Source organism: Streptomyces sp. NPDC054794, from assembly GCF_053611585.1.
This window is the reverse complement of record NZ_JBSHAQ010000086.1, coordinates 1-25331: the sequence shown is the minus strand read 5'-3', so window position 1 is coordinate 25331 and position 25331 is coordinate 1. Positions and strand designations below refer to the sequence as shown.

Here is a 25331-nt window from a genome sequence, read left to right as displayed (position 1 = left end):
GCAGTCGAGCGGTAGGCGACGTAGATCGGGGTTGTCTGACCCGGCGGGTAGACCTGCAGGTATTGCGCGGCAGTCGGGTGGCACTGCTCCGCGGGCATTCTCGGCCACGGTGGCGTCGGCGTCGGCCCATAGCAATGCAGCCGCACCATCGTCCACTACCAACTCGCCCAACGGGGAGACAAAGGGCACCATCGTCCGCGCCCGGGGCCGCACCCGCGGCATCTGGATCGCACGATGATGCCGACCCCTGACGTGATCAGCTGTGGCGGGCGGCGCCGTCGGGCCAGATGACGTCGATGGGCAGCCCCGCGTCGCGAGCCTCCAGCACCGTGTCCGCTGTACCGCCTCCCTTACCGGAAGGCGGCGTGCCATCCCAGATGGCTACGAGTCGCTCAGCCCGCCGGAGGAGCGTGCGGTTGGCGTCCTCGTAAGCCGACCGGTTCGCCGTCTCGTGTTCCAGGACAAGGACCTCGGCGGCGGTGTCGATGAGGCGGTCGAAGGTGTCGGCGTGGTCGGGCTTTACCTTGTTCATCCGGTAGTCCTGGGAGGGGATCACCGCGACAAGGCGGCCGCCGAGCTCCACGACGACCTCCGCGAAGAGTGAGTCTGATCCCTTGGCGATGCAAGAAACGCCGGTCAGGTCTGCGGCGTACGTCTTCAAGGTTTCTTGCAGGGCGGCGCGCACCAGGGGCACGCTGTCTTCGGTCAGATCCATGTGCCCGGTCACGGCAATCGTGGTCACGTTGCTCCCTCAGCTCGACAACATTTCACGGATCATTGTCCGGGCCTCTGCCATCGGCCGTGAGGCGCCCCGGCCGACCGTGTACGGATACAGCTGGCTGAGCTGCGTCCGCACGCGGCTGGACTGGGTAAGGGTTGCTGCTTCGACAGCGCGCCGCGTGTGGTCTACGGCGCCGGTCAGGTCGCCCATCAGGAAGTGGCACTCGGCCAGGCCGATGGTGTCGAGAGCGTGGCTGCGCCCGGCTTCTTCCGGGCCGCGCCGGGCCAGGGCCCGACGGATGAAGTCCGCAGCGCTGTCGGCATGGTGCTGGGGCTCCTTGCGGGCCATGTCCAGCAGGCGACCGCCGGTGACACCGGACAGCTCCGCATCGTCGAAGTACGCGATCCAGTACGGCTCGTCGTCCGGCCCGGCCGTGGCGAGGGCCTCGGCCGCCTCGCCGGTGGCTCGTTGGAAGGCAGACGCGCGCCCCATCGCCGCATAGGCCCACGCCTTTCGCGTGTAGAGCATTGCTTGCAGACGCGGTCCCGCGGCTCGGCGCGCGCCCTTCTGGGCCAGGTGCACCAGCTCTAGTGCATCTTGTGGGCGGTCTTGATACAGCATCTGCCGGGCCATGCCCGCGAGCACGTTCGCGCCGAAAGCGGCGTCGCCGGCGGCGTGAGCGGCGCGGAGGGCGAGCAGGTAGTAGGACTGCGCCTGCCGCTGGAGTCCAGAGTCCCAGGCGATCGTCGCGGCCGTGCCCGCGAGATAGGCCATCACTTGAAAAAGGCCTCGCTCAACGCTCGGCGCCTGGTGGTCTTCCAGGTGGCCGGCTACCTCGTTGAGCTGGCCGACGACGGCTTTGCGGCGGAGGCCTCCGCCGTACCGGTGGTCCCAGGCCCGGAACGCGCGTGCTGTTCCTTCCAGGTGCCGTACCTCGCGCATTCCGATGCGGCCCCGGTGGCCTGCGTCGGATTGCGGGGCTGACGCGGGTTGGAGCCATCCCTCAAGGGATTCGAGGAGCGCAGCGCCGGACAGGGCCGCCCTGGCGAGTGCGTGTGAGGCTGTACGACGGTCCATCACAAGATCACTCCTAGTCAGGTCTCCGGCCAGTGTCACGGTCGCTGTGGGGCACCACGAAGCGTCGTCGGCGGATAACCGTGTGGCTGGCGTCGGTGGCTGGTCTGGGACGTGAGGTCTGGCTTCCCAGGGCCGGTCGACAAGGCCCACCATGCGCCCGGGAATTCGCAGCCCGTCGGCGATGCGACAAATCACCTCGAAGCTGGTGACCTGCTGCTGACCCCTGATGATCGTTGACACTTTGCTAGGCGTGAGCTGGCAAGCCGATGCAATGCGGTTCTGCGACAGGCCGCCCCACTTCTTGATGAGAGCGAAGGCTGCTGCGAAGTCGTGCTCTGCCAGGGCTCGCTTGACGTCGGCTCTGTCGAGAATGTCGGGCGCGAGCGGGCCGGGGGTGGTGGCGTCCATGGGGCCAACTTCCGGAGTGATCGTATGCGCAGTTGCACGCAGTTCCGAAGTAGCAACGAGTGTATTACCGCCTCGGTAACCCCCGCCGGTCATACCGCAATTGCGCGCAACGGACGAAGCTCGAGACATCAACAGTGTTAACCCCGGCGACCGCGCGCACGGCCCCGGGGACGGCCAACGCTCAAAGCAACCGAAGGAGCGTCGACATGACGAACGGTACCTCCGCCAGCGCGTTCACGGGGCTCCAAGAAATCGGGGCACCTCCCTCGGTCAAGCATGAGGCGCCCGGTGAGCTGACGACGGCAAGGCATCCGGTGAGCGCCACAGTGACCCTCCTGCCCTTACAGGCCGAGGATGAGCCGACATGCTCGCGGGAGTGGAGGCTCAGCGCCAACACGAGCGCGGGCTCGAATGCCCGGCTGCGGACGCGCCCCATGCTCACGATGTGGCGGTGGAACGGGAACGTGGATGCGGCCGCCCGCGTCGCCGACAAGCTCGTGGACAACGCCATAAAGCACGGCAGGCCGTTCCCCGACGGCTGTATCAGCCTCCGGTTCGCCCTGTTCCCGACAACCGATGAACTGATGATCGAAGTCTCGGACGCTCATCCCGAGTTCCCGGACTTCGCCCAGGCCGTCACCGCTGATCCGCCACCGCGGAAGGCCCCCAGCGGCTTGTGGTGGGTGCGCCACTACCGGGGGCGCCTTTCGTGGGATATAAAGCGGGACAACGAAGGCCACGTGCTCGGTAAGACGGTCCAAGCGATCCTCCCTGCCATCAATTGGGAGTCACCGGCATGAGGACAACCCAACTGCCCCGCCGCGAGCCGCAGGCAGCCCCGGCGCTGGAGCGCCCGCCTATCCCAGAAGCCACATTCGCCCAGCCCAACGCATGGGGGGGCGCCCGGCGAACCGGCCGCGGACATGGAGACCCTGGCCGACCGCATCCGACGGCTAATGAACGTCCAGCGCGGCGGGGACCTCGTACTCCCGCTGGGCGGGCACCTGTTCGACATCGTGATCACCGCAAGCAGCCCCGAGGCTTATGGGGTGGTGGCGATGCTGGACGAAATCCAGCGGACTGAGCAGACGGACAGCCCAGATGCCTGCGGTCCCGTCATCGAGGACCCCGAACGCGGCTGGCTCATCTGGCTCGTTCCGCCCGGGACCAGCACCCGGTGGAATCCCCACCGATACGGTGCATGTCTGGGCCGGCCCCACCAGCTCGCCCTGCCACCATCGGTTCAGACGGAACCGCCCGGCGTGTTCTGGCGGCGGCGCATCCGCGGCGACCGTCTGGTGCCGGCCATGCCGCTGCGCGACCTCCTCGACCGGTTCCGGCCGGGCCCCGTACCGCACGAAACGCTCCTCGCCTCGGCGGTGAGCACCATCACCTGAACCCCGCATGCGGCGAGGCTCCCACTCTCTGTCCGCACGCCGTGCGCGGCCGCGGCCGGAAGCCCTCTCGTGGCTCCCTGCCTAGACCGCTCGCGGTAGCCCGTTCGACGAACCTCAAGACCCCCTTCCCCGGCCAGCGATCCGACTCGTTCCCCCACGGGCCCAGATCAGCCGGGGAAGGGGTACACCACCAGCCAGCTTCCGGCGCGCAGCGACGGTTCCACGCCCCACTCGGGGAGCCCACTCCGTGTCGGTGCACCGGTGCCGCGCACGTTCTCGATCGCTTCCGGTCGCGTCACCGCGCGAGCGGCGGCCGAGTGCATAGCCTCCTCGGAGGCTGCGGCCGAGCACCACTAGCAGGCCAACTGCCGTACACCACACGCCGCCAGGCGCACCCTACGCCCGGTTCCAACAGTTCTGCACGACACGAAGGAAAGCCCCCATGACCGATGTGACCGTCGACTCTGACCACGCCGGCGCCCTGCGCGACCAGGTGGTCGACGAATTGTGCGCGGACGGCACGATCGTCTCGCCCGAGGTTGAATCCGTGCTGCGTAAGGTTCCGCGACACCTGTTTGCCCCCGGGGTGCCGCTGGAGAGGGCGTACGACACGTACGCCGCCGTGATCACCAAGACGGACGAGCACGGTGTACAGCTCAGCTCCGTCTCCGCCCCGCAGATTCAGGCCATGATGCTGGAGCAGGCCCGGGTGCGGCCCGGGATGCGGGTGCTGGAGATCGGCTCGGGCGGGCTGAACGCGGCTTACCTCGCCGAACTGGTCGGCGAGGAGGGTGAAGTCGTCACCGTGGACATCGACCCCGTCGTGACCGCACGCGCGCGCCGGCTCCTGGACGAGCACGGCTACAGCAGGGTCCAGGTCGTCACCGCCGACGCGGCCGAGCCCATCCCGGACCTCGGTGAGGTCGATGTCGTCCTGGTGACCGTAGGGGCCTGGGACATTCCCCCCGCGTGGATCGCGCAGCTGGGGCAGGGCGGCCGGTTGGTGGTGCCGCTGCGGATGCGGAACCTGACCCGCTCGGTCAGTTTCACCCGGGTCACGGGCGAGCACGGCGACTACCTGGAGAGCGAGTCGGCGCGGATCTGCGGGTTCGTTCCGATGCAGGGCTCGACCGCTCACCAGGAGGAACTGCTGTTGGTCAACGGCACCCCGGAGATTGGACTGCGTTTCGACGACGGCCTGCCCGCTGACCCGCACCGGCTGGACAACGCCGTGAAAACGCCGCGCCACGAGCTGTGGACGGGCGTCACGGTCGGCCTCCAGGAAGTCGTCGACACGCTTCAGATGGCCATGGCGATCAGCCTGCCGGGCTTTTGCACGATGGCCGTCGACGAGGACCTGGACACGGGCCTGGTCGCCCCGGTGCACAAGCAGTTCGCCCTCGCCGCCGTTGAGAACTACACGTTCGCCTACCTCGTCACCCGCCGCACCGAGGACAACAAGCACGTCGAGTACGGCGTGCACGCCCTGGGCCCGAACTCGCAGCAGTTCGCCGACAAGATCGCCGACGTGCTGCGCGACTGGGAGGCCAACCGGCGCAGCGGCCCCAGCCCGGTCATTCGGGTCTATCCGGCCGATACCCCTGATGACCAGATCCAGGCCGACCGGGTCATCGACAAGGTGCACAGCCGGATCTCGCTCTCCTGGCCCTCGGCGTAGCCGCCGAGAACCAGGCCGTCCCGCACCACCCGAACACAGGAAGGAAGGGCACCATCATGACGAGCGCCACCCTGGCCCCGCCCCCGCTGACGGACCTGGACGATGACTTCGCTCCCCTGGACGTGAAGGTCGTCATCGCCGAGCACCCGCACGGCAAGCTCCAGTGCTCCACCGGCGACGGCTGCGGCACCACCTGCGCGACCGGCGCCTCCGCCTGCAACTCCTTCGTGGAGGACCCGGCCTGATCCGGGCCACCCCCTCGCTGCTGGTCCGGGCGTAGCGCTGCGCCCGGCCCACCAGCCGCCTCCCTACCTCCCGCGCGCCGCCTGAAGGAAGGGCCTCATGGCTTCCCGAGCAGTCGCCGACTACCAGTGGCAGGGCGCCGCGATGCTGCGCGCCACCACCAACCCCGGCCAGGCAGACGTCCCCAGCACGCTCAACCTGGACGACGTGAGCGTCACCCGCATATGGCTGAACCGCATCTGGCAACGCGAAGAAGTCCGCAGCGCGCTCGAACTGGCCACCCCGGTCCTTTCCGACGCCATCACGGCCGTCGTCCAGGGCAAACAGACCGACCCCCGTCACGTTCGCCGTACCGCGCTGTCCACGGTCTCCTACCTCCTGCGCTGGCAGCACCGCCCGACCCCGCTCGGCCTGTTCGCCGGCACCGCCCCCGTCTCCGTCGGGCCCCGGGCGAGTGTGCGATGGGGCGACAAGCCCCGCGCTACAGTCCGGCCAGACGCCGAGTTGGTCACCGACATGATCCTGCGACTCCAGCACAGCCCCGAGCTACTCAAGCGATTACCCCTCGTCGCCAACAACGCCGCTCGCACCCGCGGTGACCGGCTCGTGGCGCCGGGCCCGCCCGCCGACGGCCACGGCCTCCTCCTGGCCCCGGTTGAGATATCCGTCCGCAACGCCCGGCCGGTAGCCGCCGCGATGGCCGCGGCCCAGGCCCCCATCGGCTACCGCGACCTCCACGCCCACCTGCACGACAGCTTCCCGCAGGCCACAGCGGAGAAGATCGACGCTCTCCTGGCCAGCCTGGTCGAGCAGCAGTTCCTCATCACCAGCCTGTGGGCGCCCATGACCACCGTGGACGCCTTCCAGCACCTCTGCCGTCAACTGGAGCGGCACCAGGCGGACACCGTCCCAGACTTGCGCGACCTGGTCCACGCGCTGTACGCGGTGCGTGAGGACGTTGCATCCCTCCAGCCGACGCTCTGCGGTGCCAGGGTGAGCACCGTCGCCGCACGGATGCGCGCCCTCACCCCCGTCACCCCGACACCGCTGCTCATCGACACCGCCCTCGACTGCGAGGTACAGCTCCCGCAGGCCGTCATCGCGGAAGTGCAAGCAGCGGTCACGGCCCTGTACCGGATCACACCGCAGCCCTACGGCTACCAGCACTGGCGCGACTACCACCGCCGGTTCAGGGCCAGGTACGGCGTCGGCGCCCTGGTGCCAATCATGGACCTGGTCTCCGACAGCGGCCTCGGTCTGCCTGCCGGGTACGTCGGCTCCGAGCGCGGTGCCGCCCCGAAGGTGCTCACCGACCGCGACGAAGTGCTGCTCGCCTTGGTGCAGCAAGTCCTTCTGAACGGCCGCGACGAACTCCTGCTCACTGACGCGACGATCGCCGCCCTGGAGAAGTCCGCCGGACGGGACGAGCGGCTGTTCGTGCCGCGTGTGGAAGCCGCCTTCGAGGTCCACGCACCCAGCACCACGGCTCTGGCCCGCGGCACCTTCGACGTGCTGTTGACCGCAGTTCCGCGGCCCGGCAGCAGCATGGCCGGCCGGTTCGCCCATGTCCTGTCGCCCGAGCAACAGGACGCGCTCGCCGCCACCTACCACGGCTCCCCCGACGCTGCCCCCACACAGCTCGTGTTTCCTCCGCGCCGCCGCCGCAACGAGAACGTCACCCGCACACTGCAGCTGCTGCCGAACATCATCGAACTGTCCGGCCACCAAGAGGCGGACGCAACGACGGTCCAGCTCGACGATATTGCCGTCACCGCGGACTCGCGCACCTTCCACCTGCTACAGCTCTCCACCGGCCGCCGTATCGACGTGCGGGTCTTACATGCTCTGGAAGCCGGCACCCAGACCCCGCCGCTCGCCCGCTTCCTCGCCGAGGTGGCCACCGCGCGGTACGCCGCGTACAAGCCGTTCGACTTCGGCGCCGGCGCCCGGCTCCCGTTCCTGCCCCGGGTGCGCTACCGCCGCACCATCCTCACCCATGCCCGATGGCTGCTGGAAGCCGACGACCTGCCCGGCCGCAAAGCCCCGGCGGAGCAGTGGGACAACGCCTTCGACGCCTGGCGTGAGCGACTGCATGTCCCGAACCAGGTCGCCATGATCGAGCACGACCAGCGCCTTCCCGTGGACCTGGCCCACCCCGTCCACCGCCGTGTCCTGCGCGCGCCCCTCGACAGCACCCGGCGCCTGGAGCTGCGCGAGGTCCCCGGCGGCGACGCCTACGGCTGGATCGGGCGTGCGCACGAGGTATGGCTTTCCCTCGGGTGCCGCCGGCCCGAGACCGCCGACCTGCCCCAGCCACCCCCCGTCGCCCCGACCGCCGCTGGGCGGTTCCTTCCCGGCGGCGGCGACGTTCTCCACGCGCAGCTGTACGCCCACCCGGGCCGCTACGACGAAATCCTGATCCGGCACCTGCCCCGGCTTTTCGCCGCGTTCGGTGGCACCCCGCCGAGCTGGTGGTTCACCCGGTACCGGGAGATGGCCCGTCCGGACGCCGACCAGCACCTCGACCTCACGCTGCACCTGCCGCCGGGCGCGTACGGCCCGGCAGCCGAGCGCGCCCACACCTGGGCGGACACGCTGCACACCCTCGGCCTGGCCTCCGGACTCGTCCTCACCGCCTACCAACCCCAGACCGGGCGCTTCGGCCACAAGACGGCCATGGACGCCGCGCACCAGGTGTTCGCGGCGGACTCCGCCGCCGCACTCGCGGAGATCGAACTCACCCAACGCACCGACGCCCTCGCCCCGCAGGCCCTCGCCGCCACCAGCGCCCTGAACCTCGTCACCCACCTCGCACCAAGCACCGCCGAGGCCGAAGAGTGGCTGGTACGCAACGTTCCCCAGGGCAAGGGAAGGCTGGACCGAGCCCTGCGCAACCAAGTGCTCGAACTCGCCGCGACCGAAGGGGCATCCACTCTCGCGGCCCTTCCCGGCGGACCCCAGGTCACCGAAGCGTGGCGGGCCCGCGCCGTCACCCTGCACACCTACAGCAGCGCCCTGACCGGGGAGCGTGCCCCGCTCACCGTCGCCCGGTCCCTGCTGCACCAGCACCACGTCCGCACCCTGGGCGTCAGCCCGAGCGCCGAGGAGACCACACTGCGGCTCGCGCGCACCGCGGCCCTTCAGCACCGGATGGCAAGCCGATGACCGCCCCGGCCGCCACCGCTGCGGCACTCCTGGAGCAGTACACCGCCCATCTGGCAAAACCCGCTCCCCCACCCCCTAACGAGCCCTGGACGGCACAGTCCCTCGCCGACGGCGCCGCCGGAATCAGTCTGCTGCACGTCGAGATGGCCAGCCGCTATGGCGTCTCCTGGCGCTCCGCGCACCGGTGGATCACCGCCGCAGCCGCCGGGCACATCAGCGCGGCCGACACCACCGGCCTATTCCTTGGCGCCCCGGCCGTCGGCTTCCTCCTCACCACCATCCCGCCGCCCCACCAGCACCGGTACGACCCGGCGCGCAAGACCCTCCACCAGCACATCACCGCCCTCGCCCACCGCCGCGCCGACACCGCGCTCGCCCGCATCCACAGCCGTGAACTACCCACCTTCGCGGAGTACGACCTCTTCTACGGCCTCACCGGCATTGGCGCCTACCTCCTGCGCACCGAACCCGAAGGGCCCGCCCTACAACAAGTCCTGCAATACCTTGTCGCTCTCACCCGCCCACTCGCCTCCGAAGGCCACAGCCTGCCCGGCTGGTGGGTCCGCCACGACCCGGCCCGCGGCGAATCCCCCCACTTCCCCGCCGGGCACGCCAACTTCGGCGCAGCGCACGGCATCACCGGCCCGCTCCTCCTCCTGTCCCAGACCCTGCGCAGCGGCATCACCGTCAGCGGCCACCGAGAAGCCATATGGACCATCTGCGAACACCTCGACACCTGGCGCCAGCACGGCCCCTGCGGCCCCTGGTGGCCGGAGCACATCTCGCGGCAAGACCTCGACCGCGGACGCCCCCACCACGACTCCCCCGCCCGGCCCAGCTGGTGCTACGGCACGGTCGGCATCGGGCGTGCCGGCCAACTCGCCGGGATCGCCCTGCGGGACACCTCCCTGCAGCAGGCATACGAGGATGCCCTGCACCGGTGCCTGACCGACCCCGTCCAGCTCGGCGCGATCACCGACACCACGCTCTGCCACGGCTGGGCCGGGGTCTACCAAACCGCATGGCGGGCCTCCCACGACTCTCTCACCTCCGCCTTGCCTGCGCTGCTGCAGCCGCTGGGCCGGGCGCTGATCACTCACGCCCAACCCGGCGCACCCGGCGTCCCTGGCCTCATCACAGGCAAGGCCGGATACGCACTGGCCCTGACCACCCTCGCCACCAACGTGGTACCAAGAACAGGATGGGATGCATGTCTGCTGATCGACTGAACCGTGTTGTGCCGGCCGATGAGGCCGTTCTGCGGGTTCCGGCAGGGCAGCCCATGGACGATGTGGCTCGTCGAGCGGGGATGGACGCAGCCGCCCTTGGCGACGCCATTGAGCTGTTCAGCCAAACGGGGCGCGACGCGCTCGCCGATCAGGCCGAGCGCTCCACTTGGTGGCAGTTCTACCTTGAGTTCCCGGACTGGCGCCAAGCCGAAGCCACAGCGGCCGCTGTGGTGCGGCCCGTTCTGTTCGACGCCGAGGCCAAGGGGGGCATCACGGCCTGGTGGTACACCCGCAAGCACCCCTGCTGGCGACTACGCCTCGGAATCCACCCCGACCCGGGTGCCAAGGCCGGTATCCGTGCCGCACTCGACGATCTGGTGGACGCTGGTCACCTGCAACGGTGGTGGCCAGGCATCTACGAGCCAGAGATCGCAGCGTTCGGCGGAGCAGCCAGCATGGAAGCCGCGCACTACCTCTTCGTGGCCGACAGCCGGGAAATCCTCGCCCTCGCCGACCATTCGGACATGCCCATCGGCCGCCGAGAACTGTCCGTGCTCCTCTGCACGATCATGATGCGCGCCGCAGGGCTCGAATGGTACGAACAGGGCGACGTATGGCACCGCGTCATCGGCGAAGAACACCGATCAGCACTCGAAGGCGTTCCCGAAGAACGACTGATCGAGATGACAACGGATCTGAGAAGGCTCCTCCTCTCTCACATGGATCCCGACAGCCCGCTCTTTGCGCCGGGCGGCCCACTGGAACCCGTGCAGGCGTGGGCGGCCGCCTTCCGTGATACCGGTGTGGCACTCGCCGAAGCCGTGAAGTCCGCGTCACTGGAGCGCGGGCTGCGTCGCATCCTGGCGTACCACGTGATCTTCCACTGGAACCGGCTCGGACTGTCCATCAGCACACAGAGCGCCCTCGCACACGCCTCACGCACCGCGATCTTGGATCCGCCCGTATGGAGCTGACCCGTCGGTTCTCTGTGCTGGCCCGAAGCCAGCCCATGCTGAATGGATCAGCTGGATATCCCGCGCATGACAGCGTCGTACTCAGCATGGGGTTCCAGGCCGGCACGGGTCCGGCGCTCGTCCAGGTGCACAATGTCGGCAATCGGATGCGGAGCGAGCTGCCCGTCGGGGCCCGCGACGTACTGCGTACCGTACGTCTGCGGCAGCCCCTTGTTCACCTGGCAGCGGTCCGTCAGATAGGCCAGCTGACAGGGCGTGGCATCACCCGATGCGACGGCCGCGGTCAGAAGTTCAAGAGCACGCTCCTGCAGAACCGGCCTGGCATCCGCGTGCTGAGCCAGCAGCCACGCAGCATTAGCGGCTTCCTCACCGACCCCGGCCATCCGTACCGGTCCAAAACCGACCCGAACCAGACCGCATTGTCGGCATCCACCCGCGCCATCGCCACACCATCCGGCGCAACCCGCCCGTCCTCCCGCACCCCCCGCGCATGCTGGTCGACAGCCGCACGACGCACCAACTCAGCTCCCAAGTACGAATGTTCACGCACCCTTCAGACTCACCCCCCAAGAAGTCTCCGCGCTGGAACGCCACCCCAATCTCACCCATACCCACAACTTCAGTCCTTGCCGGCCATCAGTTCCTCTCCGGCAGCACGACCGAAGCCGCTCAACAGCAACGTGGGTCCAGGGCCTGGGGCCGTCATCGTCCACCACGTGATCTGCCATGCCAACCGTGCAGGGACCTCTTCGAGATGACCAGCACGTCATGTCCCACATCGCACGAGAGGTAGTCATGGGATCGAGTGAGAACAACGCGTCGCCCACGGACACTACGACCTCGGCCGTTACTGATGCAATGAAGGGGCGGGGCCTCCCGCTCCCGCCGGGTGCGCAGGATGCTCGGCTCAGGCAGAGATTCGAACTCGGGGAGGCCCTCGATGAGTTCACCACCGTATGACGGTGTGCAGTGGGTGGGAATGGACCTGCACCGTCGCCGCTCGGTCCTGGTACGGATGTCGGCCGACGGGCAGCGGCTGGGCAAGATGGTCCGCTTCAACAACGATCCGGCCCGGCTCAAGCGGGAGATCGCCAAAGCCGGGCCGCAGCCGAAGGTCGTGCTGGAGGCCACGCTCGGCTGGTACTGGGCCGCCGACGCGCTCACCGAGGCCGGGGCGGAGGTCCACCTCGCCCACCCGCTGGGGGTGAAGGGGTTCGCCTACCGGCGGGTGAAGAACGACGAGAAGGACGCCGCCGACCCGGCCGACCTGCTGCGGCTGGGACGGCTGCCGGAAGCCTGGCTGGCCCCGCCCGAAACCCGGGAACTGCGCGAGATGGTACGCGGGCGGCACAAGCTGGTGCGTCTGCGGACCAGCTGCCGCAATCAGGCCCACGGCGTGATGGGCAAGCTGGGCATCGCCGTCCCGATGAGCGACCTGTTCGGCACCAGGGGCGCGGTGTTCCTCAACGAGCTGCCACTGCCCGCCGGCTACGCTGCCCGACTGCAGGCCCTGCGCACGGTGATGGGGGAACTCGACCGGCAGCTGGCCCGGCTCGATCAGGGGATCGCCGCCCGGCTCGCCGACGACACGGGCTACCGCGCGATCCAGCAGATCGGCGGCGTCGGCCCGGTCCTGGCCGCGGTGTTCGTCGCCGAGATCGGCGACGCCACGCGCTTCCCCACCGCCAAACAGCTGTGCTCGTGGGCCGGGCTCACTCCACGCCACCGCGAGTCGGACGTGACCGTGCACCGTGGGCACCTCACCAAGCAGGGCTCGACACTGGTGCGCTGGGCGGCGGTCGAGGCTGTCCAACACGCCCCCGACAACACCCCGATGCGAGCCCACAAGGACCGCATCGAGGCCCGCCGCGGCACCCAGGCACGCAACATCGCCAAGGCCGCCGCGGCCCGCAAGCTGCTCACCCTGGTCTACTACGGACTACGCGACGGCGAAGTCCGCTGCCTGGCCCGCACGGACCAGGCGTGAGCAGCATCCGGACCCACGGCCGACGCGAGACCGTCCCGAAGTCTGGCCCCCTCACGGCGAGGCCGAGTTACTGATTGGTCCCGTCGGCCGTGTACCGAACCACACCATGCCGCACGCTGTTGACAGGCCAGTCGCGGCGAATAGATGACCGGCGGCCGGAGCGCCGCCAGCACAGCATCACCCTGGTGAAGAGCACACCCAACATGTCCCACCACGCAAGCGGGGACGGGGCAGTACCCAAGTCTCACCTTTATGACGGGCGCCCTCCGCCACCCCGGTGGCTCCAGCACGGCCACCTACTGCCGAGCAGGTGGAAGAACCCGGCCAAGGCCGACACTTGACCGGCCCCGCCCCTTCATAGATGACTTCGGCGTTTCAGGGTCTGGATGTGCGTCGGGACTGGTGACGCGGTCCGTCTGGGCTGGTACGCCGGAGGCATGCGGTATCCGGACGGGGGCGGGCTGACCGCCGAGCAGCGCAGGCGCCGGGAAGAGGTACGGATGCGGGCCGTTGACCTCTTCGAGGAGGGCATGGAAGTCCCGTGCATCGCCGGGGAGTTAGGGGTGAGTGAGAAGTCGGTCTACCGGTGGCGCCGCACCTGGAGGACGGGCGGGCGCGAGGCACTGCGTTCCAAAGGCCCCTCCGGCTACAACTGTCGGCTTGGCCCCCACCTGCAGGCCAAGCTCGCGACGTGGCTGGATGAGGGGCCGGCTGCGCACGGCTGGGCGGAGGACCAGGTGTGGACCGCAGCAAGGGTACGCACGCTGATCGGGCGGAAGTTCCACATCTCCTACAGCGTCTCCGGGGTGACTCGGCTGCTGCACCGGATGGGCTACAGCGTGCAGGTGCCGGCCCGGCCCGCCGCCGAACGCGACGAGGACGCGATCACCGCATGGCGGGAGGCGACCTGGCAGGAGGTAAAACCCTCCGGGCGGCGACCGGCGCGTTCATCTGCTTCGAGGACGAAGCGGGTGTGACCGGCCGACCGCCCAAGGGCCGCACCTGGGGCCGGCGCGGCATCACCCCGAGGGTCAAGGAGGGTTTTCAGGGTGGCCCCCGGACGGGTGACGGCGGGACCGTAGGCAACGGACAGGGCTCCCATGCCGTTGAGAGAGGTGTCTAGGTCTCAACTCTCCAGCTCAGGAGCCCTGTTGGTCCCGTATCCTGCCGCACTCGACCTGCCGCACGCACTCGTGGAGTGGGTGACGATGCTGATCGTCACCCGTGAGGGTGACCGACGCTGCAAACTCCGGCCGTCCGAGCGTGCGGTGATCGCTCTGGCATACCTGCGTCGGCACGACCCCCTGGCTCAACTCGCCGCGGGTTTCCGTATTTCCGTCGGCACCGCCCACGCGTACGTCACCACCGTCGTCGAGCACCTGGCCGACAAGGCACCGGGCCTGCTGAAGGTCCTACGCGAGACAGACCCCGACTACGTTCTCGTGGACGGCACGCTCGCCGAGTGCGACCGGGTCGGCGACGGGCGCGCGGACTATTCGACGAAGCACAAGCGGCATGGTGTGAACGTGCAGGTCATCGCGGACCCGGCCGGTCGCACGCTGTGGCTCTCACCCGCCCTGCCCGGCCGAACGCACGACCTGACTGCCGCCCGCACCCACAAGATCATCAGGATCTGCGAACGCCAGGGCGTCCCCCTCCTCGCCGACATGGCCTACATCGGCGCGGGCGAGTGGGTCACCACCCCCAAACGCCGGCCGCCCCAGGGCGAACTCACTCCGACCGAGCAAACGGTCAACCGGGCCTCGTCCGCCGCCCGTGTACCCGTCGAACGAGGAATCGCCCGCCTGAAATCCTGGCGAATCTTCCGCAGAGCCCGATGCAGCCCAAATCGCATGACGTCAATCACCAAGGCTGTCCTCACCCTGGAGCGGCACCGCTGAAAACCCTCAATGAGACCAAATCCCTTTGGCCAGTGGATATCCTCCTGTCAGCAGGCAGCACAGGGGGGCTGGTCGACATGAGGTTCGTCTTCGTTCATGGAACCGGTGTGCGATGTAGACGCTTCGAGAGACTAGCCACGCTGGTCGCGTCAGGACTCGCGGTCCGGTTCCCCGGGGCAGAGTTCGTGCCGTGTTATTGGGGCGATGCTCATGGTGCGACCCTCAGCGCAGGTGGGGCCTCGATTCCCGGCTTCCACGGTACCCGAGGTACAGCGGACGCTGGCCCGCTCGACCACGAGGTCGCCGATTGGATGCTCCTGCTGACAGACCCACTGTGTGAGCTGCGCGTGCTGGCCGAAGCTGGTGCTGCGGATGATGGGCTGCAGACGCCGGGTGTCCGAGCTGCGGGAAACGAGATCGGCGACCGCCTAGCCAAGGCGCAGAGCGAAGTCCCGTCCGACGAGCTGGCTCAGTTGCTCGATTCCACAGACATCTCAGCGACTTACCTGCCCGCACTTCAAGCCATCGCGGACTCAGCAGAGTTCGTGAGGGCGTGCGAAACCGCTTCCGACGTCGTTGCTATCCGCGAGCTCGCTGCGACAGCCGCCCGCGCCATCGTTGCTCAGGCGCTGAAGGAAGCCGCGGATGAAGCTGCGTGCACTGGTGACGAGCGCGACAGGCTGGTGGCCCTCGTAAGCGTTCAGCTGGGCGGTACCGGCCGCTTCCCGGGCGGCCGCGTCGGGGCCGTACTTGGCGCCCTTGCGTTGCGGCTGATGGTCCAGCCTCCGCTCGACTACTGGAGAGCGCCGCTGACAACCGGATCCGCGCCTGCGCTAGGTGACATTCTGCGCTATCAGACCCGTGGCCGCCCCCTCCGCGACTACCTGGAGAAGGTGATCACACAGAGCTCCGAGCCGACTGTGGTGATCGGGCACAGCCTGGGCGGAATCGCCCTGGTGGATCTCTATGCTCTGGCGGCCATCGACCAGAGACCGCTGCTGGAGACACGACTCCTGGTGACGGTCGGCTCGCAGGCACCCTTCCTCCATGAACTGGGCGCACTGACCGGATTGCCGCAGACTGCCGGACTGCCCCCCGGTTTTCCCCGCTGGCTCAACGTCTTCGACCGTAAAGACCTCCTCGCATACCGGGCCGAGCCGGTCTTCTCCAACGATGCCCGAGTGATCGACTATGAAGTGAGCAGCCGGCAACCGTTTCCCCTCAGCCACAGCGCCTACTGGAAGCTCGATGCGTTGTATGACCGGATTGCGGAGGAGATCGGGGCACTAGGATGATCACCGACGGGCATCAGGCGATCAATCCGGAGCGTGTGTTCGCACTCGTGGTGGGTATCGAGTCATACGACATTAGCCACAAGTGGGACCTACCCGGTGCGGTCCGTGACGCCGTACGGTTCGCGCAGTGGCTGACCGGCACCGCAGGCGTCCCCGACGAGCAGGTGAAACTCCTGCTGTCGCCGCTTGAGCGTACCCGGCAGGAGATATCGCTCGGACATCACCTCGCGCCAACCCAGGAGAACGTCGAGCGGGCGCTCTTCAAGGAGCTTCCGGCCTGCGACGGAGATCTTCTCTGGATCTATTGGGCTGGGCACGGCTACCTCGACCCGCTCCACCAGATGCTCCTCCCATACGCGGACGCGACTGCTGACTGGATGGCGCATCTCAATATGGAAGCGGCACTGCGCTGGTGGAAGGGCGCCGCTGGACCGAACGACGAACGCTTCTGTCGCCAGATAGCGATCGCTGATGCCTGCCGGGTCGACGCCCGTACAGAGAAAAGGCTCAACTTCGGCAAGATGGATTATGGAGCCCGCCAGCCAGATCCCAAGCGCCGCCAGCTGACGCTGTACGCCTCGCATACCGGCGAGGTCGCACAGAACCTCGCCGACCGCGGCGCAGGCCAGTTCACCGACACCCTGCTACGTCGGCTCAACAGGACCTCGTTGGACGAGAGTGTCCATGGACTCGTGGGCATCGCCCGTTCTTTACAAGCTGACCTCCAGCAACTGCGCGCCAAGGGACTGGCCTGGCAGCACCCGCAGTTCGTGATCGACCGCGATTGGACCGGCTCAACGATCTTCGGGGACCGCTGGACCGACCCGGATGCCGCGAAACCGGCGGCTCCACGCCTCGACCAACGGGCTTGGAAGGAGCTCGGGCCTCTGCTGATGGGCCGTAAGGCACCTGCCCATACTCACGACGCCTACCGTTGGGCCTTCGACATCACTGGCTGTGCCTTCATTGCCTACCGAGGCCTTCCTCCAGGTGGCCTTTTGGCCATCGCCCACGATCTCGACGCCCGACAGGGCAGACAGGGAGACATGCCCCTGGTCCTGCCCTTTATCCGGTATCTCGCAGCGCGTTCTGCCGATCCAGGATGGGCGGATGAAGCAGACGCGTGGGTCGATGCCACCCGTAAACGCCTTGACTCGGTACCCGTCCCTGCCCCTCCCGAGCCAGACCCCGAACCCGCAGGCCTGCATGTTCAACTGGCAGAAGATGCCGAAAGCGACACGCGTCACTGGGTGTGCATCTGGCTCTACCACGGAGGACGCTTCGAAACCGTCTGGGAGTCGGAGCGGCCGCTGGCCCTGGCAGAGGTACAAGACCGCCTGGCTGAACAATTGCTAGCACAGTGTTCGGGCCGGCCGCTGCGCATCGAGTTCCATGTGCCATACGGCCTTCTGGAGGAGGAATTCGAGGGCTGGCGCCTGCCGATCGGTAGGCGCGGCAAGGAGGTCGAACTCGGCCGCCACTACGAGGTTCTGGTGCGCTGCCCAGAAGAACGCGACGGCGTGGCGGGGGAGATCTGGCGCCGCAAATGGCAGTGGTTCAAAGCCCACGGCGGCAACGATCCGAAGGCCGTACACGAGCTGGGCGACGGTGACGTCTGTGACGACCTTGGCGTGTATCTCCAGGCTAGCGAACCACCAGTGTGCGTGCTGGCCGAAGTTTCCGAGGGGCGCGTCGCAGAAACGATCGACGCCGTGCTGGACGCAGGGATACCCATCGCAGTCTGGCCACGCCGTGGATTCAAGGCACCTGCCTCTGGCGCCCTGACGGCGGCCCTTGCCGGCGAAGACCCCGCGCAGGACGCTCTGCTTCCCGTCTCGCCGGATGTCGGCCGGTTTCCCGCCTTGCTGAGGACCCTGCGCATTGCATCGCCCCAAGGCCCCGCCAACGGGGAGCGACGATCCCTTCTCCCTTTGGCACTGATGTGGGACGACCCCGAGCGCGTACCTGAGAGGCGGCGGCTGTCATGACAACGAAAGACTGGTGGATCTACCAGGGCACGGGATCGGTCCAGCAAAGAATCGAAAAGCTGGCAGAACAGCGACCGCCCTGGCGGGACTTCACGGGCGATAAGGACCCCGGCTACACGCCGCCAGGCACCGCCGATCCCGCCTGGAAGGAAACCTACCGGCGCGGCATCGGATACGTGCCGGACACCGACGAAACAGACACGGTCAATACAGCCCTATATCTGCGCCGGCCTCTGCTGGTGACGGGGAAGCCGGGCCTGGGCAAGTCCACCCTCGCCTACAGCATCGCCGCCGACCTGGAACTCGGCCCCGTACTGCACTGGCCGATCACCAGCCGCACCACCTTGCGCGACGGCCTGTACCAGTACGACGCGATTGGCAGGCTCCACGACGCCAACCTACGCAACCTCAACCAGGCACCCGCCATCCCCCCGGACCCCTCCATCGCCCCATACTTGCGCCTTGGACCGCTCGGGACTGCGCTGCTGGCGCAAGACCGACCCCGCGTGCTCCTGGTCGACGAGATCGACAAGAGCGACATCGACCTACCTGGCGATCTGCTAACCGTCTTCGAGGAAGGCGCGTTCGAAATCCCCGAGCTAGCACGGGTAGCCACCCAACAGCCGGAAGTACAGATCAGCACCCATGACGACCCGCAAGCACGAGCACAAGTCAAGCGCGGGCGGGTGCAGTGCCGCTCTTTCCCGGTAGTCATTCTCACCAGCAACGGAGAGCGCGACTTTCCTCCGCCCTTCCTTCGTCGCTGCATCAGGCTGCACATGGAACCGCCGGGAAGAGAGAAGCTTGCGCAGATCGTGCGGCAGCGTCTTGGACTGGACGCCACCTCCGACCAGCACTACCAGGAACTCATCGAGGCTTTCATTGACCGCCGCATGGACGGCGACCTTGCCACCGACCAGCTACTCAACGCCGTTCAACTGCGTATGAAGGGGGCATGGCCGGACGCCGAGGACCGCACACAATTCCTGGAGACCGTACTGCACCGGCTCACAGGCCCATCGTCAGTGTGAGGACAAGGATCCGCGCGTGATCGACGAACTGCTCGCAGCGCTGATCCAGTCGGGTGCCGACGCCGGCCCCGAGGAATTGGCCGACATCCTGTGGCTGGCCACGCACATCAGTGCAGAAAAGACGCAGAGAAGTGCAAGGGAACCGCAACAGCAAGACCAGACCAAGCAACTGTCCGCAGCGCCCGCCAGCCCCGCTGAGGACGCCCCTGAGCCGTCGGCCGTCGAACGGCACTACAGCGGCACTTCCCAAAAGGGCCAGACCACCGACGACTCGAAAACCCTCAGGGGCGAAGGAGTCCTTCTCCGGCGACCGATGGCCCTGGACAACCCCCTCGGTGTCATGCGGTCACTGCGCCCCCTCGGCCGACGCACCGTACCCGACAGCCCGCAAGCGGAGTTGGACGAAGAACTCAGCGCCACCAACAGCGCCGAAAACGGCATCGTCCTACCGATCCTCAAGCCCCAACGCGGCCGCTGGCTTGACCTGGCACTGGTCATCGACACACATCACTCAATGCTGCTCTGGCACGACCTGGTCACCGAGCTGTGCCGCACGATCACTCAGACAGGCCTCTTCCGCGACGTACGGGTGTGGTACCTCAGCGGGACGGAAGCTGGAGGCACCCCCGCCGTCGCACGAGCAAGTCACGGAAACCCGCGCCGCCCTCAGGAGGTCGCCGATCCGTCCGGCCACCGCCTGATCCTGGTAATCACGGACACAGTTGCTGGCGGCTGGAGTGCTTCCAACCTTGACGCCATGCTGCGCCAATGGACGAAGCACAACCCACTAGCCGTGCTCAACGTACTACCGCGCCGGCTCTGGAGCCGGGGTGCAGTCGCCCCGTCAGGACTGGTCGTGCGAGCTGCTCGCCCAGCGGCGCCCAACGTATCGTGGCGCCTGGCCCGGCCCGCTCCACGCGGTGGACGCGACCGGAGGAGGTCCAGGAGCCGCGACCACGAGCGCCTAGCGGACAGCATCGCGATACCCGTCACGGAGGCGTCCCCAGCGGGGCTGAGCACGTTGGCGTCGCTCGTCGCCGGTGAAGGCCGCTGGAACAGGCTGACATGCCTGACGATCAGCCGAACGCGCACAGACACTGAGCAACCTGCAGCTGCTATTCACCACGCACCCCCAACGCTCAACGCCCTGCAAGTTCTTCGACGCTTCCAAGAGAGCGCATCACCCGTAGCCCAGGAGCTGGCAGGCTATCTTTCAGCGGTACCGCTGACCCTTCCCGTAATGACGCTTGTACGCAGGGCCATGCTGCCGCACTCCGAACACGGCCATATCGCAGAATTGGCGCTGAGCGGAATATTCAAACCCTGGCAAGCTACGCAGCACGGTCGTGATATGACGCGCTTCGAGTTCGAATTCATCCCCGGCCTGAGGGAGGCACTACTAGGCGCCCAACTCCGACACGAAGTTACTGCCGTTCAGGAACTGGTCCGGCAACAGGTAGCGCACTACTTCAAACGGCTTGCGCACACACCGGGCGGTGATTTCCCCGCCACACGCACAACGGCAGGAGGAACAGGGGGGCAGAGAATCAGCCCTGGGGAAATCCCCTTTGCGGAGACGGTCCGGCCCGGACAGAACGTGATCGCGGAGACGGATCCTCTGAAGTTGGGCGTACACCCGGCAATTCCCGGAGGCGAGGGGGCAGAGCAGGTCCCTGCGTACGTAGAGCAAGAGCATGACGCTTCTCTGCGATATTTCCTCCACCGAGGAGCCGCCGGTGAGAGCATCTTCGTGGTTTTGGTCGGCGATGAGGGATCGGGCAAGACGCGCTCTGCCTGGGAGGCTGTGCGCACGCTGCCAGATACCTGGACCCTATGGGCGCCTACTACAACCGAGGAGCTCAACGGAGGGATTAGACTGGTCCGACCACGGACGGTCGTGTGGCTGGACGGGCTCGAAAGATTCGACGGTATCGACGTCGCCGCCTTCGACGGACTACAGTCGCCAGTCGTAGTTGTGGCGACAGCACGAACTAGTTTCTGGCGATCGCCGCTCGCATCCGCCCCTCTCAAGCGGCGCGCGACGTTTGTACACGTTCCCAACCGCGTACTCAAGAGTGAACGACAAAGAGTGCCAATTAATCCGCAACTCACCCGCAGTTCACTACGTCCAGAGCGCCAACTCTTTACATTCAGTGTCCCAGGCGGCGCGACGGCGATGGCTGGTTTCTCTGCACGTGACGGAAGTCCGTGCCTGGTCACTTACTGCCATGCGGACGGGATGGCGCGAATGTGGAACGCGACGACGGGCCTCCCGGTGAGGGATCCCTTCGGGTTGCGAATGAGGGGAATCGTAGCCATCGCTACTGTTCCGCGGCGTACAGCCCTTCCGTACATCGCAGCGATTAACTTTAAAGGAGAAGTGCGCTTTTGGGATTCAAGTAGCGGAGAGCCGACTAGGAAGCGGTACACAATTGGCCAGAATGAAGTCCTGTCGGTAACCGAATACTCGGATAAAGGTGCACCTCCGATGCTTGCGACAACTGGTTACCGCGGCAAAATCCAACTGTGGAATGCCGAAGATGGAAGACCGACTGGTGGGACTTATTGGACGGGGGAATTCCCTGGGCGGGGTCTAACTACCCTCGTATCCTCCACGGGGACGACTTTTCTCGCGACGGCCGACTATAGCGGTATTGTTCGGTTGTGGGAACTTCTCCAGCCCCCAAGGCAAGGTGAGCTGCTTGCCATTCGCCCGCCACAAGTGCTTGCTATGGCCGGTCTTGACAGGCCCGGTCGTAGTAGTCTTCTCGCCACCATTGGATACGACGATGTAATTCGAGTCTGGGATCCCTTCGATTCCTTTAAGGCCCCGAGTTCTGACCGAACGAGCGGGTATGATCTCTGGACGGATGCTGGGCTTTGGTCGTACAAGGAGATTGCCGCGTACATTCGTGTGCAGCCAGATACTGTGCGGAGCTATCGCAAGCATGGTCTGCTGCCACCTCCCGACCAGGTGGAGAGCGGCAAACCCTACTGGTACGCAGACACTGTGCGAGCTTGGGTCGCGTCCCGTACACAACACAAAGCAGACTGATCTGGAGCGGGGGCACGGGCGCACCAGGCGACATGTCCCGCTACCGTCCGCTGACCAGCGTCTGTGCTCTCGTGCACGGTCTACTTGCCGAAACGCGCAGGCAGATCCTGCCGTGATCCCCGTGTGCACTGCTGGTACAAGATCCCAACCTTGGGAGTCCCGAATCGTTGGCCATGGGGTCGTCCCGGCACCTCGTCAGATGGAGTGGTCGCGCGGCGGCCGCCGCCGAATGCCGATGAGAGCCTCACGCACCTGGCTCAGCAGGGCAGAGTCTGGACCGCGCCTGCCCAGCAGGTCGTTGTACAGGCTGCCCAACTCCTAGACTGCCTCCGCGAAGCGGTGCACATCACGGAGCAATAGCCCCACATGTAGGCGCACCTCAAGAACCATGGTGTCCGTGGGCGCCCGGTGCGCACCCAACTGGGCTAGTTCATGCTGGAGGTCGCACAATGCGCGCTGGTGGTGGCCGAGTCCAATCCGGCAGCGTGCGGCCTGGATACGGCAGGTCTGGACGTCGTCCGCAGCCTGCTCACCGAGGAGGCCGAGTTCGGCGGCCAAGGCCTCATAGGCCGACAGTGCCGAGGTCAACTTGCCCGCCTCGAACAGGGCCTGGGCGGCCACCAGGCGGTCGGCGTGTCCTCCCGCCCTGACCGGTGCGGGGGGCCACGGGGTATCGGCCGTCGACGCGGTCGCCGGCAGGCGAAGCGCGTCGGGGCCGGGTATCGGTAACGTGCCCCTATCTCCTTCGTCAAGGGGCGGGGCGATTGTTCTGTCATAGTTCAGGCGGTTTGGGGGACGGGGTGTGGTTCGAAGAAGGTGCCGTCGCGGAGCATGGCGAAGAGCACGTCGACGCGGCGGCGGGCGAGACACATCAGGGCCTGTTTGTGGCGTTTCCCCTCGGCCTTCTTCCGCTCGTAGTAGGCCCTGGACGCGGGGTCGGCCAGGGCTGCGAACGCGGACAGGAAGAAGGCCCGTTTGAGGTGTTTGTTGCCCCGGCGGGAGGGACTCTCGCCGCGGATCGAGGACCCGGATCTGCGGGTGACGGGTGCCAGGCCGGCGTAGGCGGCGAGGTGTCCGGCGGTGGGGAAGGCAGATCCGTCGCCGACGTCGATGAGGATCCTGGCTCCGGTCCTGACGCCTATCCCCGGCATCGACGTCAGGAGCTTGGAAAGAGGGTGGGCCTCCAGCACTTCCTCAATGCTGGCCGCGAGTTGTTTCCGCTGGTCCAGCAACGAGGTGAGGTTCGCCGCGAGTTTGGGCACGATCACCGCGGCCGCGTCCGTGCCGGGAACGACGACGGTCTGTTCGTCGAGTGCGGTGAAGATGTCCTCGACCAGGCGCTCGGCTATGCGTGGGGCCTTGGGCCGCAGGATGGTGATCAGCTGGCGGCGTCCCGCCTTGCGGATCGCCTTGGGCGAGCCGAAGCGTTCGAGCAGCCAGAGCACGGCCGGATGCTGAACGCGTGGGCCGAGCACCCGCTCCAGCGAGGGATGGATCTGGGTGAGCAGGCCGCGCAGCCGGTTCGCGACCCGGGTGACCTCGCCCGCCAGGTCGTCGTCGAAGCCCACGATCATGTGCAGCTCGGCGACGGTCTCGTCGTACAGTTCACTGGATCGGAGTGTGTGCGGCATGGTGCGGGCGGCATCCGCGATGATCGCGGCGTCGCGAGCGTCGGTCTTGCCCTCGCCGGGGTAGAGATCAGCGATTCGCCGCATCGTCAGGCCGGGCAGGTAAGCGACCTTGCAGCCCGCGTCGCGGGCCGCCGCCAGTGGCAGCGCCCCGATGGAGGCGGGCTGGTCGACGACCACGAGCACGGTGCCGTACTTCGCGGCCAGCCTGTCCAGCATGGCCCGCAGTTTCGGCTCGCTGTTGGGCAGCGGCTTGTCGACCACCTTTTTCCCGTCAGGCCGCAGGCCGGTGGCGTGGTGTTCGCCCTTGCCGACGTCAAGGCCGAGGTAGACGCCTATGTCGCTGATGTCGATCACGTACTTCCTCCACGGAAGGTCATGCCGCCCCGGCCTCGACGTGGCACCAACTGCCGGCAACCACGTTACGCAGAGCCTTGCCGGACGGACCGGCGCTCGTGCCCCTATCAGCGGTCTACCGGTGCCTCCCGGCCCGGTGACACCACCCCCCGGGTCATGGTCGACAGGGGGCAAAAGTCATGCCGGGCCCGGAGGCCGGGAGCCCCGAGCCCGGGGCCACGAAGAAGGTAACGGGGGCGGCGGAGGCGGCGTCGTTGATGGCGGGGCCACGTACGGCGTCGGAGGTGTCGTCGTGTGCTCCTCCGGCGGGGGCGTGGTTTGTTCCTGCGGTCTAAAACTGACGATCACCGTTGACACCTGGGTCACCGATCACTACGGAGATCCCATGCCGAAGTCCACGCCCACCACCCCGTCCTCGGCGATTCCGACCGTTCACCGCAGCCGAAGCCCGCCAGTTCCTCGACGCGGCCCGCGCCGACCGACTGCACGCACTGTACGCGCTCGCCCTGCGCACCGGACTCCGCAAAGGCGAACTCCTCGGCCTCCACTGGGAAGACCTCGACCTCGCCACCAGAACGGCCGGCATCCGCCGCTCGCTCCAGCGCACCCGGACCGGCGGCCTCACGCATCTGCCCACCAAGACCCTGGCGTCCGAGCGCCGTATCGCGCTGCCGACCGAGTGCATCCGCTCTCTCAAGGAACACAAGGAGCAGCAGGACAAGGAGCGCAAGACCGCAGGTCAGCCTGGCAGGGCAGCGGCCTCGTCTTGACCAAGCCGACTGGACGGCCTCTCGACCCGGCCAACCTCACCCGCCGCTTCCGTAGCTTCCTCAACCGGGCCGGGCTCCGCCGCATCCGCTTCCACGACCTCCGCCACTCGACCGCGACCCTGCTCCTGGAACAGGGCGTCGACCTCGTCGTGATCAAGGAACTGTTGGGCCACGCTCACATCGGCGTCACCGCCGGCGTCTACGCCCACGTCAGACTCCGCCTGCAACGCCAAGCCATCAACACCTTGGGCCAGGCCCTCGGCCACACCGACGACGACCCCGACGATCCGCCCGCCGCAGCCGTCGTCCGCTGACGTTGCCGTCAGCGTTGCCGTCAAGACGCGCAGAGGCCCGTTCCGGAGAGTCTCCGGAACGGGCCAATGGGCGAGCTTTAGCGCCATATATACGGAGGCACACACCTTTGCCG

Annotated in this window: 18 protein-coding genes and 2 pseudogenes; 15 read left to right on the top strand and 5 right to left on the bottom strand. The window is 67.3% G+C overall.

Going from position 1 to position 25331, the window contains the following annotated elements:
• Positions 1 to 256 precede the first annotated feature (256 nt).
• Both ACWGKT_RS45580 and ACWGKT_RS45575 read right to left on the bottom strand, forming a co-directional pair.
• On the bottom strand, positions 257 to 742 hold the full coding sequence (locus ACWGKT_RS45580) for a hypothetical protein (protein WP_453278357.1): 486 nt from the start codon (positions 740 to 742) through the stop codon (positions 257 to 259).
• 9 nt (positions 743 to 751) lie between these two features.
• Positions 752 to 2206 carry a helix-turn-helix domain-containing protein gene (locus tag ACWGKT_RS45575; RefSeq protein ID WP_453278356.1) on the bottom strand — a complete coding sequence of 485 codons (1455 nt, stop codon included), beginning with the start codon at positions 2204 to 2206 and terminating at the stop codon, positions 752 to 754.
• 206 nt (positions 2207 to 2412) lie between these two features.
• Between ACWGKT_RS45575 and ACWGKT_RS45570 the strand changes: the two genes are divergently transcribed.
• The 7 genes from ACWGKT_RS45570 to ACWGKT_RS45540 all read left to right on the top strand — a co-directional run bounded on the left by ACWGKT_RS45570 (position 2413) and on the right by ACWGKT_RS45540 (position 10892).
• Positions 2413 to 3006 (top strand): ATP-binding protein, encoded by a 594-nt coding sequence (locus tag ACWGKT_RS45570; protein WP_453278355.1) that lies wholly within the window; start codon positions 2413 to 2415, stop codon positions 3004 to 3006.
• 156 nt (positions 3007 to 3162) lie between these two features.
• On the top strand, positions 3163 to 3603 hold the full coding sequence (locus ACWGKT_RS45565) for a hypothetical protein (RefSeq protein WP_453278354.1): 441 nt from the start codon (positions 3163 to 3165) through the stop codon (positions 3601 to 3603).
• 442 nt (positions 3604 to 4045) lie between these two features.
• Positions 4046 to 5281, top strand: a complete 1236-nt coding sequence (fxlM, locus tag ACWGKT_RS45560) for a methyltransferase, FxLD system (protein ID WP_453278353.1) — start codon at positions 4046 to 4048, stop codon at positions 5279 to 5281.
• A 56-nt stretch (positions 5282 to 5337) separates the two neighbouring features.
• Positions 5338 to 5526 (top strand): FxLD family lanthipeptide, encoded by a 189-nt coding sequence (gene fxlA / locus ACWGKT_RS45555; protein WP_453278352.1) that lies wholly within the window; start codon positions 5338 to 5340, stop codon positions 5524 to 5526.
• 97 nt (positions 5527 to 5623) lie between these two features.
• Positions 5624 to 8689, top strand: coding sequence for a lantibiotic dehydratase (locus ACWGKT_RS45550; RefSeq protein WP_453278351.1), 3066 nt, complete (start codon positions 5624 to 5626; stop codon positions 8687 to 8689).
• Entirely contained in the window at positions 8686 to 9918 is a 1233-nt protein-coding gene (locus tag ACWGKT_RS45545; protein WP_453278350.1) for a lanthionine synthetase C family protein, read from the top strand. Before ACWGKT_RS45550 ends, ACWGKT_RS45545 begins: the two co-directional genes overlap by 4 nt.
• Complete coding sequence (locus tag ACWGKT_RS45540) at positions 9900 to 10892, top strand: thiopeptide-type bacteriocin biosynthesis protein (RefSeq protein WP_453278349.1); 993 nt, start codon at positions 9900 to 9902, stop codon at positions 10890 to 10892. Before ACWGKT_RS45545 ends, ACWGKT_RS45540 begins: the two co-directional genes overlap by 19 nt.
• A 47-nt stretch (positions 10893 to 10939) precedes the next feature.
• On the opposite strand, the gene ACWGKT_RS45535 is transcribed toward ACWGKT_RS45540, so the two are convergent.
• Positions 10940 to 11275, bottom strand: coding sequence for a DUF6624 domain-containing protein (locus tag ACWGKT_RS45535; RefSeq protein WP_453278348.1), 336 nt, complete (start codon positions 11273 to 11275; stop codon positions 10940 to 10942).
• A 557-nt stretch (positions 11276 to 11832) separates the two neighbouring features.
• On the opposite strand from ACWGKT_RS45535, the gene ACWGKT_RS45530 reads away from it, so the two are divergent.
• The 7 genes and pseudogenes from ACWGKT_RS45530 to ACWGKT_RS45500 all read left to right on the top strand — a co-directional run bounded on the left by ACWGKT_RS45530 (position 11833) and on the right by ACWGKT_RS45500 (position 22149).
• On the top strand, positions 11833 to 12879 hold the full coding sequence (locus tag ACWGKT_RS45530) for an IS110 family transposase (RefSeq protein WP_453278347.1): 1047 nt from the start codon (positions 11833 to 11835) through the stop codon (positions 12877 to 12879).
• A gap of 437 nt (positions 12880 to 13316) precedes the next feature.
• Positions 13317 to 13915: pseudogene (locus ACWGKT_RS45525) on the top strand (IS630 family transposase); the annotation flags it as partial.
• 115 nt (positions 13916 to 14030) lie between these two features.
• On the top strand, positions 14031 to 14780 hold the full coding sequence (locus ACWGKT_RS45520) for a transposase (protein WP_453278346.1): 750 nt from the start codon (positions 14031 to 14033) through the stop codon (positions 14778 to 14780).
• Positions 14781 to 15091: 311 nt separating this feature from the next.
• Positions 15092 to 16075 (top strand): hypothetical protein, encoded by a 984-nt coding sequence (locus ACWGKT_RS45515; RefSeq protein ID WP_453278345.1) that lies wholly within the window; start codon positions 15092 to 15094, stop codon positions 16073 to 16075.
• Positions 16072 to 18063 carry a VMAP-C domain-containing protein gene (locus ACWGKT_RS45510; protein ID WP_453278344.1) on the top strand — a complete coding sequence of 664 codons (1992 nt, stop codon included), beginning with the start codon at positions 16072 to 16074 and terminating at the stop codon, positions 18061 to 18063. Before ACWGKT_RS45515 ends, ACWGKT_RS45510 begins: the two co-directional genes overlap by 4 nt.
• Complete coding sequence (locus ACWGKT_RS45505; RefSeq protein WP_453278343.1) at positions 18060 to 19094, top strand: AAA family ATPase; 1035 nt, start codon at positions 18060 to 18062, stop codon at positions 19092 to 19094. Before ACWGKT_RS45510 ends, ACWGKT_RS45505 begins: the two co-directional genes overlap by 4 nt.
• Before the next feature lie 16 nt (positions 19095 to 19110).
• Complete coding sequence (locus tag ACWGKT_RS45500; RefSeq protein ID WP_453278342.1) at positions 19111 to 22149, top strand: SAV_2336 N-terminal domain-related protein; 3039 nt, start codon at positions 19111 to 19113, stop codon at positions 22147 to 22149.
• 318 nt (positions 22150 to 22467) lie between these two features.
• On the opposite strand, the gene ACWGKT_RS45495 is transcribed toward ACWGKT_RS45500, so the two are convergent.
• Positions 22468 to 22770 carry a hypothetical protein gene (locus tag ACWGKT_RS45495; protein WP_453278341.1) on the bottom strand — a complete coding sequence of 101 codons (303 nt, stop codon included), beginning with the start codon at positions 22768 to 22770 and terminating at the stop codon, positions 22468 to 22470.
• Positions 22771 to 22928: 158 nt separating this feature from the next.
• Positions 22929 to 24134, bottom strand: coding sequence for an IS110 family transposase (locus ACWGKT_RS45490; RefSeq protein WP_453278340.1), 1206 nt, complete (start codon positions 24132 to 24134; stop codon positions 22929 to 22931).
• A 407-nt stretch (positions 24135 to 24541) separates the two neighbouring features.
• On the opposite strand from ACWGKT_RS45490, the pseudogene ACWGKT_RS45485 reads away from it, so the two are divergent.
• A pseudogene (locus ACWGKT_RS45485) lies at positions 24542 to 25218 on the top strand (site-specific integrase); the annotation flags it as partial.
• Positions 25219 to 25331 lie beyond the last annotated feature (113 nt).

Bases quoted from the DNA above. Each gene is read 5' to 3' on its own strand.
- ACWGKT_RS45575 (WP_453278356.1), bottom strand. From the start codon at position 2,206: ATGGACGCCACCACCCCCGGCCCGCTCGCGCCCGACATTCTCGACAGA.
- ACWGKT_RS45570 (WP_453278355.1), top strand. From the start codon at position 2,413: ATGACGAACGGTACCTCCGCCAGCGCGTTCACGGGGCTCCAAGAAATC.
- ACWGKT_RS45565 (WP_453278354.1), top strand. From the start codon at position 3,163: ATGAACGTCCAGCGCGGCGGGGACCTCGTACTCCCGCTGGGCGGGCAC.
- fxlM (WP_453278353.1), top strand. From the start codon at position 4,046: ATGACCGATGTGACCGTCGACTCTGACCACGCCGGCGCCCTGCGCGAC.
- fxlA (WP_453278352.1), top strand. From the start codon at position 5,338: ATGACGAGCGCCACCCTGGCCCCGCCCCCGCTGACGGACCTGGACGAT.
- ACWGKT_RS45550 (WP_453278351.1), top strand. From the start codon at position 5,624: ATGGCTTCCCGAGCAGTCGCCGACTACCAGTGGCAGGGCGCCGCGATG.
- ACWGKT_RS45545 (WP_453278350.1), top strand. From the start codon at position 8,686: ATGACCGCCCCGGCCGCCACCGCTGCGGCACTCCTGGAGCAGTACACC.
- ACWGKT_RS45540 (WP_453278349.1), top strand. From the start codon at position 9,900: ATGTCTGCTGATCGACTGAACCGTGTTGTGCCGGCCGATGAGGCCGTT.
- ACWGKT_RS45535 (WP_453278348.1), bottom strand. From the start codon at position 11,275: ATGGCCGGGGTCGGTGAGGAAGCCGCTAATGCTGCGTGGCTGCTGGCT.
- ACWGKT_RS45530 (WP_453278347.1), top strand. From the start codon at position 11,833: ATGAGTTCACCACCGTATGACGGTGTGCAGTGGGTGGGAATGGACCTG.
- ACWGKT_RS45515 (WP_453278345.1), top strand. From the start codon at position 15,092: ATGCTCCTGCTGACAGACCCACTGTGTGAGCTGCGCGTGCTGGCCGAA.
- ACWGKT_RS45510 (WP_453278344.1), top strand. From the start codon at position 16,072: ATGATCACCGACGGGCATCAGGCGATCAATCCGGAGCGTGTGTTCGCA.
- ACWGKT_RS45505 (WP_453278343.1), top strand. From the start codon at position 18,060: ATGACAACGAAAGACTGGTGGATCTACCAGGGCACGGGATCGGTCCAG.